The organism is Alloalcanivorax sp. C16-1 (assembly GCF_046507805.1).
Lineage (GTDB): Bacteria > Pseudomonadota > Gammaproteobacteria > Pseudomonadales > Alcanivoracaceae > Alloalcanivorax.
Window position 1 is genome coordinate 816,516 of the sequence record NZ_JBKFTK010000001.1, and the last position, 13,836, is coordinate 830,351.

Here is a 13,836-nt window from a genome sequence, read left to right on the forward strand (position 1 = left end):
CACCTATAGGCCGGACGGGCTATTTGGCCGAGAGCGCCGCCGAGCCAGCTCTGTTAATGACACAACGGCCACCCCCAAACCAACCCCCGCCCCCGCTAAAGAGTAAATGCCAAAATAAGTATCGAAATCCCCGGAGTACAACAGAACGGTGAACATGGACGCCGCCCCCGCGACGCAAGAGCAGGAGATGAAGATCAGCTTCCTGTCTCCGGCCGTTTCCCGATCAGCCAGCGCCCAGCACCAAAAGCCCATCAGCCCCAGAAATCCCCCTATGATGACAAGAAACAACGGCACAAAAGCCGTATACAGCGAGACACGGTCATCGCTTGTTTCCCAAAGCCTGCCTATCCACCCCGTTTCGAACGGCAGGAACAACTGGAGACAAGCAACGAGAAAAAGTGCCAGCGCGGGCAAGTAGATCAGGGTGCCCGGCACCCCGAAAAAAAGGATTACGGCTTTCTTGATCGTTGATTTCACATCCGCCCCCAATACAGCTTCGATTAATAACCCTGAATCCCAGCCCCACACTCATTTTTATCCGCCCCGGGTACCCATGCACGCGGGGAACACGATTTTTGTGACACGTGAAGACCGATGGCAACAATGGGACAGGCCGGCCAGCCGCCCCGGGCGCCACGCAGCACGGCTTTCACGCCACCGGGACACCTATATCAATAAACTTTGATGCAGACTTCCGCTTCCTTTAGACTCGCGCCTTATGACCATTGATGCGGCACCGCTGGAGCAGCCCCTGGATACCCTGGCCGCCTTCCTCAAGGCGGCGGGCGATCCGTTGCGTCTGGAGGTGCTGCGGGTGCTGGGGCAGAACAGCTTCGGGGTGCTGGAGCTGGGCGAGATCATGGCCATCAAGCAGTCGGGCATGAGCCACCACCTCAAGGTGCTGGCCCAGGCCGGGCTGGTGGAGAAACGCCGCGAGGGCAACTCGATTTTCTACCGGCGGCGGCTGCCGCCGCCCCAGGCGCCCACCGAAAAGCTGCACGGCGCCCTGTTCGAGGAGCTGGACGAAACGCTGCTGGATACCGGCACCGCCGAGCGGCTGGCCGGGGTGCAGGCCCAGCGGGCGGCGCAGAGCCGGGCGTTTTTCGCCCGCCACGCCGACGACCTGCCGCGCCAGCAGGAACTGATCGCCGAGTACGATCAGTACGCCGAGCAGGCCTGCGAGCTGCTCGACCGGGCCCTGGCCGGCGCTCCGGCGCGGCGCGCCCTGGAGATCGGCCCCGGCGACGGCCGCTTTCTGGCGCCCCTGGCGGCCCGTTTCGAGCAGGTGCTGGCGCTGGACAACAGCGAGGCCATGCTGGCCCTGGCCCGGCGCCGGGTGCGCGAGGCGAAACTGGACAATGTGACCCTGGTGGCCGGCGAGTGGCCCCAGGACGGCGAGCGCTTACCGCCGGTGGACGCGGTGGTGCTCAACATGGTGCTGCACCACCTGCCCTCGCCGGCCAGCGCCCTCAAGGCGGCGGCGGCGCAACTGAACGGGGGCGGCGTGCTGGTGGTTACTGATTTATGTCGCCACGATCAACGCTGGGCGGTGGACGCCTGCGGCGATTTCTGGCTCGGCTTCGACGAAGCCGATCTGGTGGCCTGGGCCGGCCGGGCCGGTCTGAGCCTGCGCGAAAGCCTGTTTCTGGCCATGCGCAACGGTTTTCAGGTGCAGGTAAGAAGTTTTGAAAAGAGCAGTTGAAAGTTACCAGTTAAATCACGGGAGACCCCCTAATGAGTGAGTATTCCATCTTTACCTCCGAGTCGGTCTCCGAAGGCCATCCGGACAAAATGGCCGACCAGATCTCGGACGCGGTGCTGGACGCCATCATCGCCGACGACCCCCACGCCCGCGTGGCGGTGGAAACGCTGGTCAAAACCGGCATGGCGATCGTCGCCGGTGAAGTCCGCACCAACACCTACGTGGAACTGGAAGACATCGTCCGCAAGGTGATCCTGGACATCGGCTACGACAGCTCCGACGTGGGCTTCGACGGCGCCAGCTGCGCGGTGCTCAACGGCATCGGCAAACAGTCCGCGGACATCGCCATGGGCGTGGACGAGGCGGACAACAAGGAACAGGGCGCCGGTGACCAGGGCCTGATGTTCGGCTACGCCACCGACGAGACCGACACCCTGATGCCGGCTCCGATCTATTTCTCCCACCGGCTGGTGGAGCGCCAGGCGGAACTGCGCAAGAACGGCCGCCTGGGCTGGCTGCGCCCGGACGCCAAGAGCCAGGTGACCCTGCGCTACGAAAACGGCAAGCCGGTGGCGGTGGACGCGGTGGTGCTCTCCACCCAGCACTGTCCGGACATCAAACTGCCCGAGCTGCGTGAAGCGGTGATGGAAGAGATCATCAAGCCGGTGCTGCCCGCCGAGTGGCTGCACGACAAGACCCTTTACCACATCAACCCCACCGGCAATTTCGTGATCGGCGGCCCGATGGGCGACTGCGGGCTCACCGGCCGCAAGATCATCGTCGACACCTACGGCGGCATGGCCCGCCACGGCGGCGGCGCCTTCTCCGGCAAGGACCCGTCCAAGGTGGACCGTTCCGCGGCCTACGCCGGCCGCTACGTGGCCAAGAACATCGTCGCCGCCGGCCTGGCCAGCAAGTGCGAAATCCAGGTGAGCTACGCCATCGGCGTGGCCGAACCCACCTCCATTTCGGTGAACACCTTCGGCACCGGCAAGATCTCCGACGAACAGATCGTGGCGCTGGTACGCGAACACTTCGACCTGCGCCCGCGCGGCATCATCGAAATGCTCGACCTGCGCCGGCCGATCTACCGGCCCACCGCCAGCTACGGCCACTTCGGCCGGGAAGGCTTCAGCTGGGAAAACACCGACAAGGCCGAAGCGCTGAAAGCGGCGCTGTAAGCAGAAAACGTAAATCAAAACCTCCGTAGGAGCGGCTTCAGCCGCGAAACACCGGCCGCGAATAGGCGCCCTTCGCGGCTGAAGCCGCTCCTACACAACCCCATCATCATCGAGGGGCGCTGCAGCGGACATCCGCGAGGCTCGATGAAACGGGGTCGAAACGAACAACGGCGCCCATTCGCTAACCACGAATGGAGAAAGCAATGAACGCAAAAGCAGAAGCGTTGCAGGACTACAAGGTCGCGGATATTTCCCTGGCCAAATGGGGTCGCTCGGAAATCGAGATCGCGGAAACCGAAATGCCCGCACTGATGGCGATCCGGGAAAAATACCGCGCCGAACAGCCGCTGAAAGGCGCCCGCATCATCGGCTGCATCCACATGACGATTCAGACCGCGGTGCTGATCGAAACCCTCAAGGCCCTGGGCGCGGAAGTGCGCTGGTCCTCCTGCAACATCTTCTCCACCCAGGATCACGCCGCCGCCGCCATCGCCGCCGCCGGCGTGCCGGTGTTCGCCTGGAAGGGCGAAACCGAGGAAGAATATATGTGGTGCATCGAGCAGACCTGCCGCGACAGCGACGGCAAGCTGTGGGACGCCAACATGATCCTGGACGACGGCGGCGACCTCACCGCCTACATCCACGACACCTATCCGGAGATGCTGGACAACATCCACGGCATCACCGAGGAAACCACCACCGGCGTGCACCGTCTCTACGACATGCTCAAGAAAGGCACCCTGAAAGTGCCGGCGGTGAACGTGAACGACTCCGTCACCAAGAGCAAGAACGACAACAAATACGGTTGCCGTCACTCGCTCAACGACGCCATCAAACGCGCCACCGACCACCTGCTGTCCGGCAAGAAAGCGCTGGTGGTGGGCTACGGCGACGTGGGCAAGGGTTCCGCCCAGTCCCTGCGCCAGGAAGGCATGATCGTGAAGATCACCGAGATCGACCCGATCTGCGCCATGCAGGCCTGCATGGACGGCTTCGAGGTGGTCAGCGCCTACAAGGACGGCATCAACGACGGCAGCGAAGCCTCCGTGGACAGGGCGCTGCTGGGCAACACCGACCTGCTGGTGACCACCACCGGCAACCTGAACGTGTGCGACGCCAATATGCTCAAGGCGCTGAAGAAAGGTGCCGTGGTCTGCAACATCGGCCACTTCGACAACGAAGTGGACACCGCCTTCATGCGCAACACCTGGGAATGGGAAGAAGTGAAGCCGCAGGTGCATAAAGTGTGGCGCGACAAGAAAAACGCCGACTTCCTGCTGCTGCTGTCCGAAGGCCGCCTGGTCAACCTGGGCAACGCCACCGGCCACCCCAGCCGCATCATGGATGGCTCCTTCGCCAATCAGGTGCTGGCGCAGATGTACCTGTTCGACCAGGGCTTCGCCGGCCACTCCGACACGGTGAAGGAAAAGATGCTCAAGGTGGAAGTGCTGCCCAAGCATCTCGACGAAGAAGTGGCCAAGTACATGGTGCAGGGCTTCGGTGGCGTGATCACCAAACTGACCCAGGACCAGGCCGACTACATCGGCGTGGGCACCGACGGCCCGTTCAAGCCGGACCACTACAAGTACTGAATATTGTTCCGGTGCGCCGGAACCGTTGTCATCTGTAAAGGCACGGGGCCCCGCAAGGGGCCCGTGTATTGCCATGTCCAAACGCATCAGCTTCGAATTCTTTCCGCCCAAAACCGAACAGGGCCGGGAGAAACTGCTGAACACCCAGCAAAAACTGCTGGTCAAAAAACCGGAATTCTTTTCCTGCACTTTCGGCGCCGGCGGCTCCACCCGGGATTACACCAAACAAATGGTGGACCTGCTGCGCGAGCAGCACCCGGACACCGCGCCGCACCTGAGCTGCATCGGCCAGAGCCGTGACGAGATCATGGAACTGGTGAACGGCTACAAGGAAAAGGGCGTGACCCGCATCGTCGCCCTGCGCGGCGACCTGCCCTCCGGCATGGGCTACGCGCAAAGCGAAGTGAAATACGCCGATGACCTGGTGGCGCTGATCCGCGCCGAGACCGGCGACCATTTCCATCTGGAAGTGGCCGCCTACCCGGAAAACCACCCGCAATCGCGCAGCTTCGGCGACGACATCGATCACTTCAAACGGAAAGTGGCGGCCGGCGCCGACAGCGGCATCACCCAGTATTTCTACAACGCCGACGCCTACGGCTACTACATGGACGAGCTGCGCCGCCGCGGCTGCGACGCGCCGGTGTACCCGGGTATCATGCCGATCCTCAACGTGGCCAACCTGTTCCGGTTCTCGGACAACTGCGGCGCCGACATCCCGCGCTGGCTGCGCGGCCGCCTCGTCGACCTGCAGGACGACGAGGCGGCGGTGAAGGCGTTCGGCGAGGAGGTGGTCACCCGCCTGTGCGAGCGGCTGTTGGCCATGGGCGCGCCGGGCCTGCACTTCTACACCATGAATCAGGCCGCGCCGATCCTGCGCGTGCTCGACAACCTGGGTCTTTGATCCGCGACGCCATGGTCAGACCGTTTTGACCATGGCATCGAAGAGCGGTTGGAAGCCGGTCTGGCTGTCCAGATCGGCGACAAAGGCCAGTGTCTTTTCCTGGGCACCGTCACTGAGATGCGGCGCCGCCATCTTGCGGAATTTTTCCTCGAACGCCGCCGGGGTCATGGGTGTTTCCACCGAACCCGGTCCGCTGATCACCTCGCTGACCAGACGTTCCCCCGAGTGCACCGTGACCACCACCCGGTTGGCGAGATGCTTGGGAAACAGGGCGGTGAGCGCCGGGTCCACGGTCACCGTGGTCCGGTCCATCAACTGGATCGCCGCCGGATCGGCGATCTTCTCCGGCGAGTAAGACGCCAGAGTGATGTCGCCGTCCAGCAGGGCACGGGCCACGTTGTAGGGAAGGCTGTGGTCGGCGGTCTCCCGGGTTTTCGGGCGCCATTTGTCGGCGCCGTCCGCCAGCACCCGCCGGTTGAACTCGGACGTCTCGATACGGATGGTCTGGATAGCGGCCAGATCGTCGATGCGCTTACGCAGGTCGATACCGGCCCACACGGCGGTGTGCAGTTCACCATTGGTGGGAAAGGTCTTGGTCAGCGAGCGGCGGATGGCGAAATCGTCGTTCTCCAGCGTTGCGAAGCGGTCCACGTCCAGGTCCAGCTCGCCGGTGATCTGCTTCTCGAACCCCATGGCCCCTTCAAAAACCGGCGCCGGGCCGGTCATGCCATGGCGTGCCAGCTGCGCCGAGAAAATGGCGTTGCGGGCGGCGTTGGCGGCGGAACAGCCCTTCCAATCCGAAAGCGTACCCGAGCGAACCTGCCGCAGGGCCAGATGGCCGCTGAGCGAGATATTGATGGCCTGCTCGAGCTGGTCCGGGTTCAGTTTCATCAGTTTACCCACCGCCAGAGCGGCGGAGATATTGATGTAATTGACGTGATCCCAGCCCTTCTTGTTGAGACTGGCGGCGTCCTGAAAGCGCATCTGGATTTCATAGGCGAGCAGAATCGCGGCGATCAGTTCCTCACCACCGGCCTGTTCCGCCTGCGCCACCGCCAGACAGGCGGGAATGTTGTCACTGGGGTGGCCCGGCTCCAGGCCCATGTAGCCGTCGTTGTAGTCCAGAAAACGCACCATCACACCGTTGACGAAGGCGGCGATCTCCGGGGTGGTGGTGCGCGCCGACCCGAACAGCCCGCAGGGTCCCGACGACGACGAGGCGTAGGCCAGGGCGGCGTCCACCGGGGCGGCCTGGTAGGCGCCGAGGGTGCAGGCCAGACTGTCCAGCAGCCGGCTGCGGACGATGGCTCGGAGGGATTCGGGAAGATCGGCGGCAGGAAAATCGAAGGCGTAACGCGCGAGGCGCTTGGCAAGTGTCACGGCGGTTTCTCTCACAATTTCTCATCGAAGGTAAAGAGGACGCCGCCGCTTCGAACGAAGAGGCGGCGCCTGCCCAGGCGGGCAACGAAAGCCCTATGTGACGACCACAAGCCACATCAGGGATGGCACACCGTCAATCCAGCTGAACATCCAGCAACCGCGCATACTGCTGCCCGGCATGCATGTCCCGCTCCACCATGCCGCCCTGCGGCGTGGGGCGGGGATAGGAAATCTTCACCATGCTCAGCTGTGGCACCGGTATGTGTTTCACCAGCGCCGGATCGGCGCCGTACAGGGTGGCGAACCGTTGCACCGACAGCGCCGGGCTCCGGTGATAGCGATCAAAGTTTTCCCGACTATCGAAATAGACATCGAAGGTGATCCAGAACGGACCCGCCTGCTTCGACCGCACATACCGGCAAACTTCGCGCAGCTTAGGCATCCACTTTCTCCTCGGGTTGGTGGGCACCGCTCCGGCCGACCCACTCGGTGGTGATCAGCTCGAAGGGGTCATCCAGTTTGACGACGTGGTTGAGCTTGAATTCGTAAACGCGGCCACGGGGGATATCCGCCGGTGAGAACGCAAAGCCGTAGGAGGGCAGCTCCTTGCCCAGAATACTGGGGTAGTGGAAAAAGTACGGGTTGCAGGCGTGGGCGATGGTGTTCGCCAGTTCCTGGGTGTCCGCCGTGGCGACGAACAGCATGCCCAGCTCCGGCGGCGTCGGCGTGCCCGGTGGCGGCGTCGTGCCGGTGACCGCGTTCCAGCCGTACATGCGCAGGGAAATATGAAACTCGCCCAGCTCCTCCTCGGCAATGCTCTGCCGGGTGCGCTGGTACAGCGCCGCCAGCAGGCGGTCGTGGAAGCCTTCGATGTCGGCGAGCACATCCGGGTCCTGGATGCCGACCAGCATGATGGTCTGGTAGGGGCCGGCGGCGGCGCCTTCCAGCTTCATGGTGTAGGGGTGTTTTTCCCAGCGTGAGCCGGTAACCCGCACGGTGCGCTCGTCCACGGACCGGTATTGGGCTTCGGTGACGTTCAGCACGCCGCCGGGCTCGGTGAGCCGGAATGGGTCGCTGTTTTCGTAGAGCATGTGCCCGGACACGCTGTTCGGCGTGCAGCGGTTCGCCGGGTCCAACGGCTCCACCTGGAACCCGTCGGCGTCCACGCTGATCAGCACGCCGGAGCCGCCGGTGGAATCTTCCGCGCACTGCACGCCGCATTCGGCGATCTTGCCGGCGTGCCAGGCCGGGCCCCAGGGTGCGCCTTTCCAGATCGGGAAGGCGGCGATCACCGCGGTGTCCGTGGCGCGACCGGCCAGGATGATGTCCGCGCCCTGCTCCAGGGCCGCCACGAACGGCTCCACGCCCAGGGCGGCGACGATGTGCTCGCAGGCGTCGATGGTGTCGTCTTCCAGGTCACCCAGCGGCGGCAGCGGGGCGATGCGGCCCTCGGCGTTCAGACGCTTGAGCGTGGCCTTGTCCTGTTCGCAGTGGATCAGCGCGATGCGCGGGGACTGGCCCAGCTCATCGGCCACCTCCAACACGATGTCCCGGGTCCAGGCCAGGTTCAGGTCGCCGCCGGCCTGGCCGGAGGTCCCCACGATCAAGGGCACGCCGTGCCCGGCCCGGGCCCGCATCAGAATCTTCAGGTCCCGCTTTACCGCGCCCCGGCTGTTCTTGGATTTGCCCAACGCCAGATAGGCGGCGCCGCTGTCGGTGGACCCGGCGTCGGTGGCGATGGCCCGGGCGCCGAGCCGGAAACCGCGCTCGATTTCCTCCTCGCGCACGCCGGCGCCCAGGGAGCCGCAAGGCACGATCACCTTAATGCTGTGTTCCGAATCCTGTTTCATCAGAGTGTCCTCCACACCTTTCATTAAACGGAGCGCCGCGGAGCGGGGCCGACGATCAGGCAGCCGGCCGGCGGCGCCTGGTTGTTCAGTACCGACACCACGCAGTGGGCCGCCACCCGGTTGGTGCGCCGCAGGCCCTCGTGGGTGGAGGCGCCGGAATGCGGCGTGGCGACCACGTCGGGCCGGCGCACCAGCTCCCGGGTCACGTCCGCCAGGTCCGGCGCCGCCTCGCTTTCGAACACGTCCAGCCCGGCGCCACCCAGCCGCCCGGCGGCAAGCGCGGCCAGCAAAGCGCGGTCATCGACCAGGCCGCCCCGGGCGGTGTTGATCAGGACCGCATCGCCCTTCATCAAGGACAGCCGTTCGGCGTTGATGAGGTGCCGGGTATCCGGCTTGAACGGCGCATGCAGGGAGACGAAGTCGCTGCGCCGGAGCAGGGTGGCCAGGTCCACGTACTCGACGCCCATGGCCTCCGCGTAGGCCGGGTCCGGCCGGGGCGTGTGGACCAGCACGGTGACATCGAAAGCTTTCAGCCTCCGCACCACGTTGCGGGCAATGCGCCCGAGACCGACGATGCCGACGGTGCGCGCGTAGAGATCGTGGCCCAGCAGAATGGCGCCGGGGCCGTCGATCAGCTGCTGCTGGGATTCGCGCAGCCGGTGGGCCACCCCCAGCATCAACGCCAGGGTGCGGTCGGCCACGCTTTCCTCATTGCCACCGGCCGCGATGGTCACCGCCTTGCCGGTTTGCTTGGCGGCGTCGAGATCCACTTTCTCGTAGCCGACGCCGCGACGTGCCACGACCTTCAGGCGCGGCAGCGCCCGCAGCAGGCTCAGGGTCACGCTGGCGTGGCCGACGATCCAGGCGTCCGCCCCGCCGAGCAGGGCGATCAGTTCCGCCTCACTGGCGGTGGCGTCGGTGACACCGTCCGCGAAACGGGCCACGGTGACGTCGCAGCCGTTCTCCTCGAGGAAGCGAAGGGTGCCCTCGTCAAAGAACTTCTGCGTCACCACCACCGACTTTCTTTCATCTACCATGTTGGTTTCACCGCTCACGTTTGCCGCCCTGCCTTTCTTTCCATATCAGAATGCGTAATCGACATAGACGCGCAGCTCCTCGCCGTTCAGCACGTTGTCCGGATGCGCGGACACCAGCGCCACGAAGTCCTCATTGATCCAGTAGCGCGTGTAGATCAGGCCCACGGACACGCCCTCATGCTCCGGTTCGTCGAACCGGTAGTTCAGGCGGTACTCCAGCTGCTTTTCTTCCACGTCGGTATTGACGCCGGTCAGCGGGTTGGTGGCGTCGAACTCGCCGCGCTTGAACAGCGCCATGGCGTTGACGCCGTCCAGCGGAATACGGCCCAGGGACAGGCCGCTGAAGTCATACCGCAGGCCGATCTGCCAGGCTTCCTCGCCATCGTTGTTGAAGTCGTTGCCGGAGCGGGTCCAGGCGTCCATCAGCCCATCGGCGTTGTCGCCATGGTCGAAGTAGGCGTAGCCGAGCTGCCCGTTGCTCAACTCGGCCTCGGATTTGGAGTAGGAAAGGCCAAGACCCCAGCGGGCGATCTCCAGCCCCAGATTGACGTTCAACCAATTGGCGTCGTCGTCATAAGCCGCTTCGCCGGCGGCCAGGTCACGCTCCCAGATATCGCCGTCCTTCTGGAAGTCGTAGTACTGGGTTTCCAGAATGGCGCCGCCGTCCTCACCGATGGGCGCGCGCAGGGTGAGCGCGTAGCTGGTGTTGCGGTTGAAATCGCGGGCCACGCCGCGGGCGAACTTGAGCGCGAACAGGCGGGCGTCGTATTCCACGCCGACGGTTTTGATGTCGGTGATCTCCTGCCCGCTTTCGCTGACGATTTTCTCGAAGTCTTCCCGGTCCCGGGGCGAGGCACGGTTGATGTAGGCGGCGTCGACACTGAACACGCCGGGCAGGGGGCCGATATCCAGACCTTCAAAACGCATCTGTCCGCGCGCGCCCTGATAGCTGCCCGGTACCGCGCGGGTGTCCTTGGTCACCACGGTGCCGGCGTCGAAGCGGCCCCGGCCGACCTGAAACGCCGCCAGCCACTTCTCGCCGCCATGGCGGAACTTGACGTTGGCCTGGCCCAACTTGCCGAAGCTCTTACTGTCGCCGGAGGTATCGTCGAACAGGTCCCGATCCTCGGGCCGCGCATCCAGTTTGGCCACGCCGTACAGGGAGGCGTCGAAGCCGACGCTGTCCATCCAGTAGCGGGATTCGTAGTCGGTGACCACGCCCAGCGCGGTGCCGCCCAACCGTTCGCCGATCGGGATGCCGCCGAGCAGCTCATCCATCAGATCGTTCTCGATGCGGGTATCGATATGCACCGCGCGCATGTATACATTCAGTTCACCGTCGTTGCCGGTGCGGTCGTAATCGTGGATGTTCACCGCCATCGCCGGCGCGGGAACGGCCACCACCAGCGCCGTCAGCATTGCGTTTTTCATGTTCATCTTTGCTACCTCTTATACTTATTTTTGACAGAGGGGCTCCGTGCACCCGGCGTGGCCGGATGCGCGCCCGTTTTTTTATCCGGTGTTGTTTCAGATGGCGCCGGTCAACCAGGCTCCGGCGATAAAGACCAGGGACGCGACCACGGCGGGCACCAGCGAGAACCGCTGCAGCTCGCCCACCTCCCGTTTCAGCAACCCGCTGATCACATAGACCGCGGCGATCAGCGGGCTCAGCGCATGAACCGGCTGGCCCAGCATGGAAGCGCGGGCGATGTGAATCGGATCAACGCCGTACTCCGCCCCGGCGGAGGCGAGGATCGGCACGATGCCGAAGAAGTAGGCGTCGTTGGAGACAAAGAAGGTGAACGGCAGCGACGCGAAGGCGGTAATCAGCGACATGTACTCGCCGGCGGCGTCCGGGATGATCGACACAAAGGCCTGTGACATGGCGTCGACCATGCCCGAGCCGGTGAGAATGCCGGTGAACACGCCGGCGGAAAAAATCAGCGTGGCCACGGTAACGGCATTTTCCGCGTGGGCGGCGATGCGCGCCTTTTGATCCGCCAGTCGCGGGTAGTTGATCAGCAGGGCCAGAGCGAAGGTCACCACCATCACCACCGGCAGCGGCGCCAGGCCGGTGCCCATGGCGGCGGCCATACCCAGCATCAGCAGCAGATTCACCCAGACCAGCCGGGGACGCTGGTGGCCATTGTCGGCCTCCGGCATGTGCTGGGCGGCGTCCGGCTCCAGCATATCCTTGCCGGGCGCCCAGCCCAGCCGCTTGCGCTCCTTCATGCCCAGCCACCAGGCCACCCCGGCGGCGTACACCAGCCCCAGCAGAGCGGCGGGGATCAGACCCACGAAGATATCCATCACATCCAGATGCAGCGCGCTGGCCACCCGGGCGGTGGGCCCGCCCCAGGGAATGATGTTGATCATGGTGTTGGTGAGCAGCAGTAGCAGCGCGATGATCAGCGGATTCATGCCAATGCGCAGGTAGACCGGCAGCATGGCGGTGACCACGATCAGCACGGTGCTGGTGCCGTCGCCATCCAGGGAGGTGGCGGCACCGAGAAAGGCGGTGGCCAGCGCGATGCGCAGCGGATCGTGGCCGGCGAAGCGGGTGATCCAACGAACCAGCGGCTCGAACAGGCCGGCGTCGTACATGATCGAGAACAGCAGAATCGCGAACACCAGCATGATCGCGATGGGCGCCACCTTGCGCATGCCGTCCATGATCATGCCGCCCATGTCGGCCCCCAGACCGGCGAGCAGACCAAACAGCACCGGAACAAGAATAAGGGCCACCACGGCGGACAACCGCTTGGTCATGATCAGCGTCATGAAGGTGATGACCATACCGAAACCAATCCAAGCCATATCGCTTTCCTTCTTATTTTCCGAATAACGCGAACCGCCCCTGGGCGATCAAGCCTGAACCGTACACATTGATTATAATCAAGTAAATCTGGATTTTTATCGTTCATATTTACAATAACTATTCATCCGTGTTCCAATGCCGCGGAGCCACGTTCGCGAACCAACAGGACCGATTCCCGTGAGTGATGATCACCTGTACCTGACCGCCGAGGAGGCCGCCGGCAAGCTCGGCGTGAGCCTGCCCACGCTGTACGCCTACGTAAGCCGCAAGGGCATTCGTTCGGTGAAAGTGGAGGGGTCGCGAAAGCGGCGCTACTGGGCGGCGGACATCGAGACGCTGGCCAGCGGCGAAGGCCGGCCGGCCACCGAGCGGCGACCGGACCTGGACCTGGGCATGAAAAGCAGCGCCATCACCCTGCTGACGGACAACGGCGTCTACTACCGCGGCGTGAGCGCCACGGAACTGGCCGATACCGCCTCGGTGGAAGAAGCCGCCGAGCTGGTCTGGCAGTCACCGGGGGCGTTTTCGGCGTCGCTGCCGACCATGCCCCGGGCCACCCGGCCCCTGCTGGAGCTGTACCGGGGCATGACCGTGTCGGAAAAGGCGATCGCGCTGTTTCCGCTGGTCGAGCGGGAGAACCCGCGCGCCTTTGATCTGTCGCCGGACGCCTACGCCCGCACCGGCGCCGACGTGGTGCGCATTCTGGCCTCGCTGATCGCCGGCCGGGGCGTGCCGGATGCGTCGCCGCTGCACCAGTCCCTGACCCGCGAGCTGGGGCTGGACCCGGCCTACGAGGATTTGATCCGGCGCCTGCTGGTGCTGTTCATCGACCACGAATTCGACCACTGCACCTACAGCGTGCGGGCGGCGGCGCGCACCGGGGTGACGCCCTATTACGCCGCCATTGCCGGCCTTACCACCTACCAGGGTCGGCGCACGGCGTACGCCCGCCATCAGGCGGCCAATCGGCTGCTTACGGAAATCTGCACCGCCCGGGACCCGACCCCGCCGGTGCTGCAGTACTTCAGCCAGAACGGTGAGATCCCCGGTTTCAATCATTCCACCCACAAGGTGGAAGACCCGCGGGTGGCGAATTTACTGGACGCCCTCGCCGCCATGTTCGGGTCCGACCCGGAATTCCAGAATCTGATGAAAGCCGCCGAGGTGGCCAATGAACTGGTGCGAAAGCCGCCGGAGTTCGTGCTGCTGGCCAGCTTCGTGGGGCGCAAGTGCGGCCTGGTCGGCGAGGAGTTGGCGCTGGCCGGCATCGCCCGGACCATCGGCTGGATCGCCCACGCCAGTGAGCAATGCCAGCAACCGGTGTCCCGGCAGCGCGCCAACTATGTGGGCAAGCTGCCGACCTGAACGCCGG

Annotated in this window: 12 protein-coding genes and 1 riboswitch; of the genes, 5 read left to right on the forward strand and 7 right to left on the reverse strand. The window is 64.4% G+C overall.

All coding sequences use genetic code 11. The features are described from left to right. Window positions 1–3 precede the first annotated feature (3 nt). Entirely contained in the window at window positions 4–528 is a 525-nt protein-coding gene (locus ACLD0W_RS03880; protein WP_410306184.1) for a hypothetical protein, read from the reverse strand. A gap of 190 nt (window positions 529–718) precedes the next feature. On the opposite strand from ACLD0W_RS03880, the gene ACLD0W_RS03885 reads away from it, so the two are divergent. The 4 genes from ACLD0W_RS03885 (at window position 719) to metF (ending at window position 5,379) form a co-directional block, all read left to right on the forward strand. After that, window positions 719–1,702: an ArsR/SmtB family transcription factor gene (locus tag ACLD0W_RS03885; protein ID WP_410306185.1), complete on the forward strand. Its 984-nt coding sequence runs from the start codon at window positions 719–721 to the stop codon at window positions 1,700–1,702. Window positions 1,703–1,734: 32 nt separating this feature from the next. After that, a complete protein-coding gene (gene metK, locus ACLD0W_RS03890; RefSeq protein ID WP_410306186.1) occupies window positions 1,735–2,883 on the forward strand; it encodes a methionine adenosyltransferase in 1,149 nt (382 codons plus the stop codon). Between the two features lie 105 nt (window positions 2,884–2,988). Further along, a riboswitch (S-adenosyl-L-homocysteine riboswitch) is annotated at window positions 2,989–3,066 on the forward strand. A gap of 20 nt (window positions 3,067–3,086) precedes the next feature. After that, window positions 3,087–4,475, forward strand: coding sequence for an adenosylhomocysteinase (gene ahcY / locus ACLD0W_RS03895; RefSeq protein ID WP_410306187.1), 1,389 nt, complete (start codon window positions 3,087–3,089; stop codon window positions 4,473–4,475). Window positions 4,476–4,548: 73 nt separating this feature from the next. Further along, window positions 4,549–5,379, forward strand: a complete 831-nt coding sequence (gene metF / locus ACLD0W_RS03900) for a methylenetetrahydrofolate reductase [NAD(P)H] (protein ID WP_410306188.1) — start codon at window positions 4,549–4,551, stop codon at window positions 5,377–5,379. A 15-nt stretch (window positions 5,380–5,394) separates the two neighbouring features. Here metF and ACLD0W_RS03905 read toward each other — a convergent pair whose 3' ends face one another. From ACLD0W_RS03905 to ACLD0W_RS03930, 6 genes are all read right to left on the reverse strand, one after another. Beyond that, window positions 5,395–6,759 (reverse strand): MmgE/PrpD family protein, encoded by a 1,365-nt coding sequence (locus tag ACLD0W_RS03905; protein WP_410306189.1) that lies wholly within the window; start codon window positions 6,757–6,759, stop codon window positions 5,395–5,397. Between the two features lie 133 nt (window positions 6,760–6,892). Next, the gene (locus ACLD0W_RS03910; RefSeq protein ID WP_410306190.1) at window positions 6,893–7,201 is read right to left on the reverse strand and encodes a DUF4387 domain-containing protein; all 309 of its coding nucleotides are present in this window, start codon (window positions 7,199–7,201) and stop codon (window positions 6,893–6,895) included. Beyond that, window positions 7,194–8,609, reverse strand: coding sequence for an acyclic terpene utilization AtuA family protein (locus ACLD0W_RS03915; RefSeq protein ID WP_410306191.1), 1,416 nt, complete (start codon window positions 8,607–8,609; stop codon window positions 7,194–7,196). Before ACLD0W_RS03915 ends, ACLD0W_RS03910 begins: the two co-directional genes overlap by 8 nt. A gap of 23 nt (window positions 8,610–8,632) precedes the next feature. Beyond that, window positions 8,633–9,646, reverse strand: a complete 1,014-nt coding sequence (locus tag ACLD0W_RS03920; protein WP_410306192.1) for a phosphoglycerate dehydrogenase — start codon at window positions 9,644–9,646, stop codon at window positions 8,633–8,635. Between the two features lie 45 nt (window positions 9,647–9,691). Beyond that, window positions 9,692–11,077: an OprD family outer membrane porin gene (locus ACLD0W_RS03925; protein ID WP_410306193.1), complete on the reverse strand. Its 1,386-nt coding sequence runs from the start codon at window positions 11,075–11,077 to the stop codon at window positions 9,692–9,694. 96 nt (window positions 11,078–11,173) lie between these two features. After that, window positions 11,174–12,463, reverse strand: coding sequence for a CitMHS family transporter (locus tag ACLD0W_RS03930; protein ID WP_410306194.1), 1,290 nt, complete (start codon window positions 12,461–12,463; stop codon window positions 11,174–11,176). Between the two features lie 178 nt (window positions 12,464–12,641). Here ACLD0W_RS03930 and ACLD0W_RS03935 point away from each other — a divergent pair, with 178 nt between their 5' ends. Further along, the gene (locus ACLD0W_RS03935) at window positions 12,642–13,829 is read left to right on the forward strand and encodes a citrate synthase (RefSeq protein WP_410306195.1); all 1,188 of its coding nucleotides are present in this window, start codon (window positions 12,642–12,644) and stop codon (window positions 13,827–13,829) included. Window positions 13,830–13,836 lie beyond the last annotated feature (7 nt).

Bases quoted from the DNA above. Each gene is read 5' to 3' on its own strand.
- ACLD0W_RS03885 (WP_410306185.1), top strand. From the start codon at position 719: ATGACCATTGATGCGGCACCGCTGGAGCAGCCCCTGGATACCCTGGCC.
- metK (WP_410306186.1), top strand. From the start codon at position 1,735: ATGAGTGAGTATTCCATCTTTACCTCCGAGTCGGTCTCCGAAGGCCAT.
- ahcY (WP_410306187.1), top strand. From the start codon at position 3,087: ATGAACGCAAAAGCAGAAGCGTTGCAGGACTACAAGGTCGCGGATATT.
- metF (WP_410306188.1), top strand. From the start codon at position 4,549: ATGTCCAAACGCATCAGCTTCGAATTCTTTCCGCCCAAAACCGAACAG.
- ACLD0W_RS03910 (WP_410306190.1), bottom strand. From the start codon at position 7,201: ATGCCTAAGCTGCGCGAAGTTTGCCGGTATGTGCGGTCGAAGCAGGCG.
- ACLD0W_RS03915 (WP_410306191.1), bottom strand. From the start codon at position 8,609: ATGAAACAGGATTCGGAACACAGCATTAAGGTGATCGTGCCTTGCGGC.
- ACLD0W_RS03920 (WP_410306192.1), bottom strand. From the start codon at position 9,646: ATGGTAGATGAAAGAAAGTCGGTGGTGGTGACGCAGAAGTTCTTTGAC.
- ACLD0W_RS03925 (WP_410306193.1), bottom strand. From the start codon at position 11,077: ATGAAAAACGCAATGCTGACGGCGCTGGTGGTGGCCGTTCCCGCGCCG.
- ACLD0W_RS03930 (WP_410306194.1), bottom strand. From the start codon at position 12,463: ATGGCTTGGATTGGTTTCGGTATGGTCATCACCTTCATGACGCTGATC.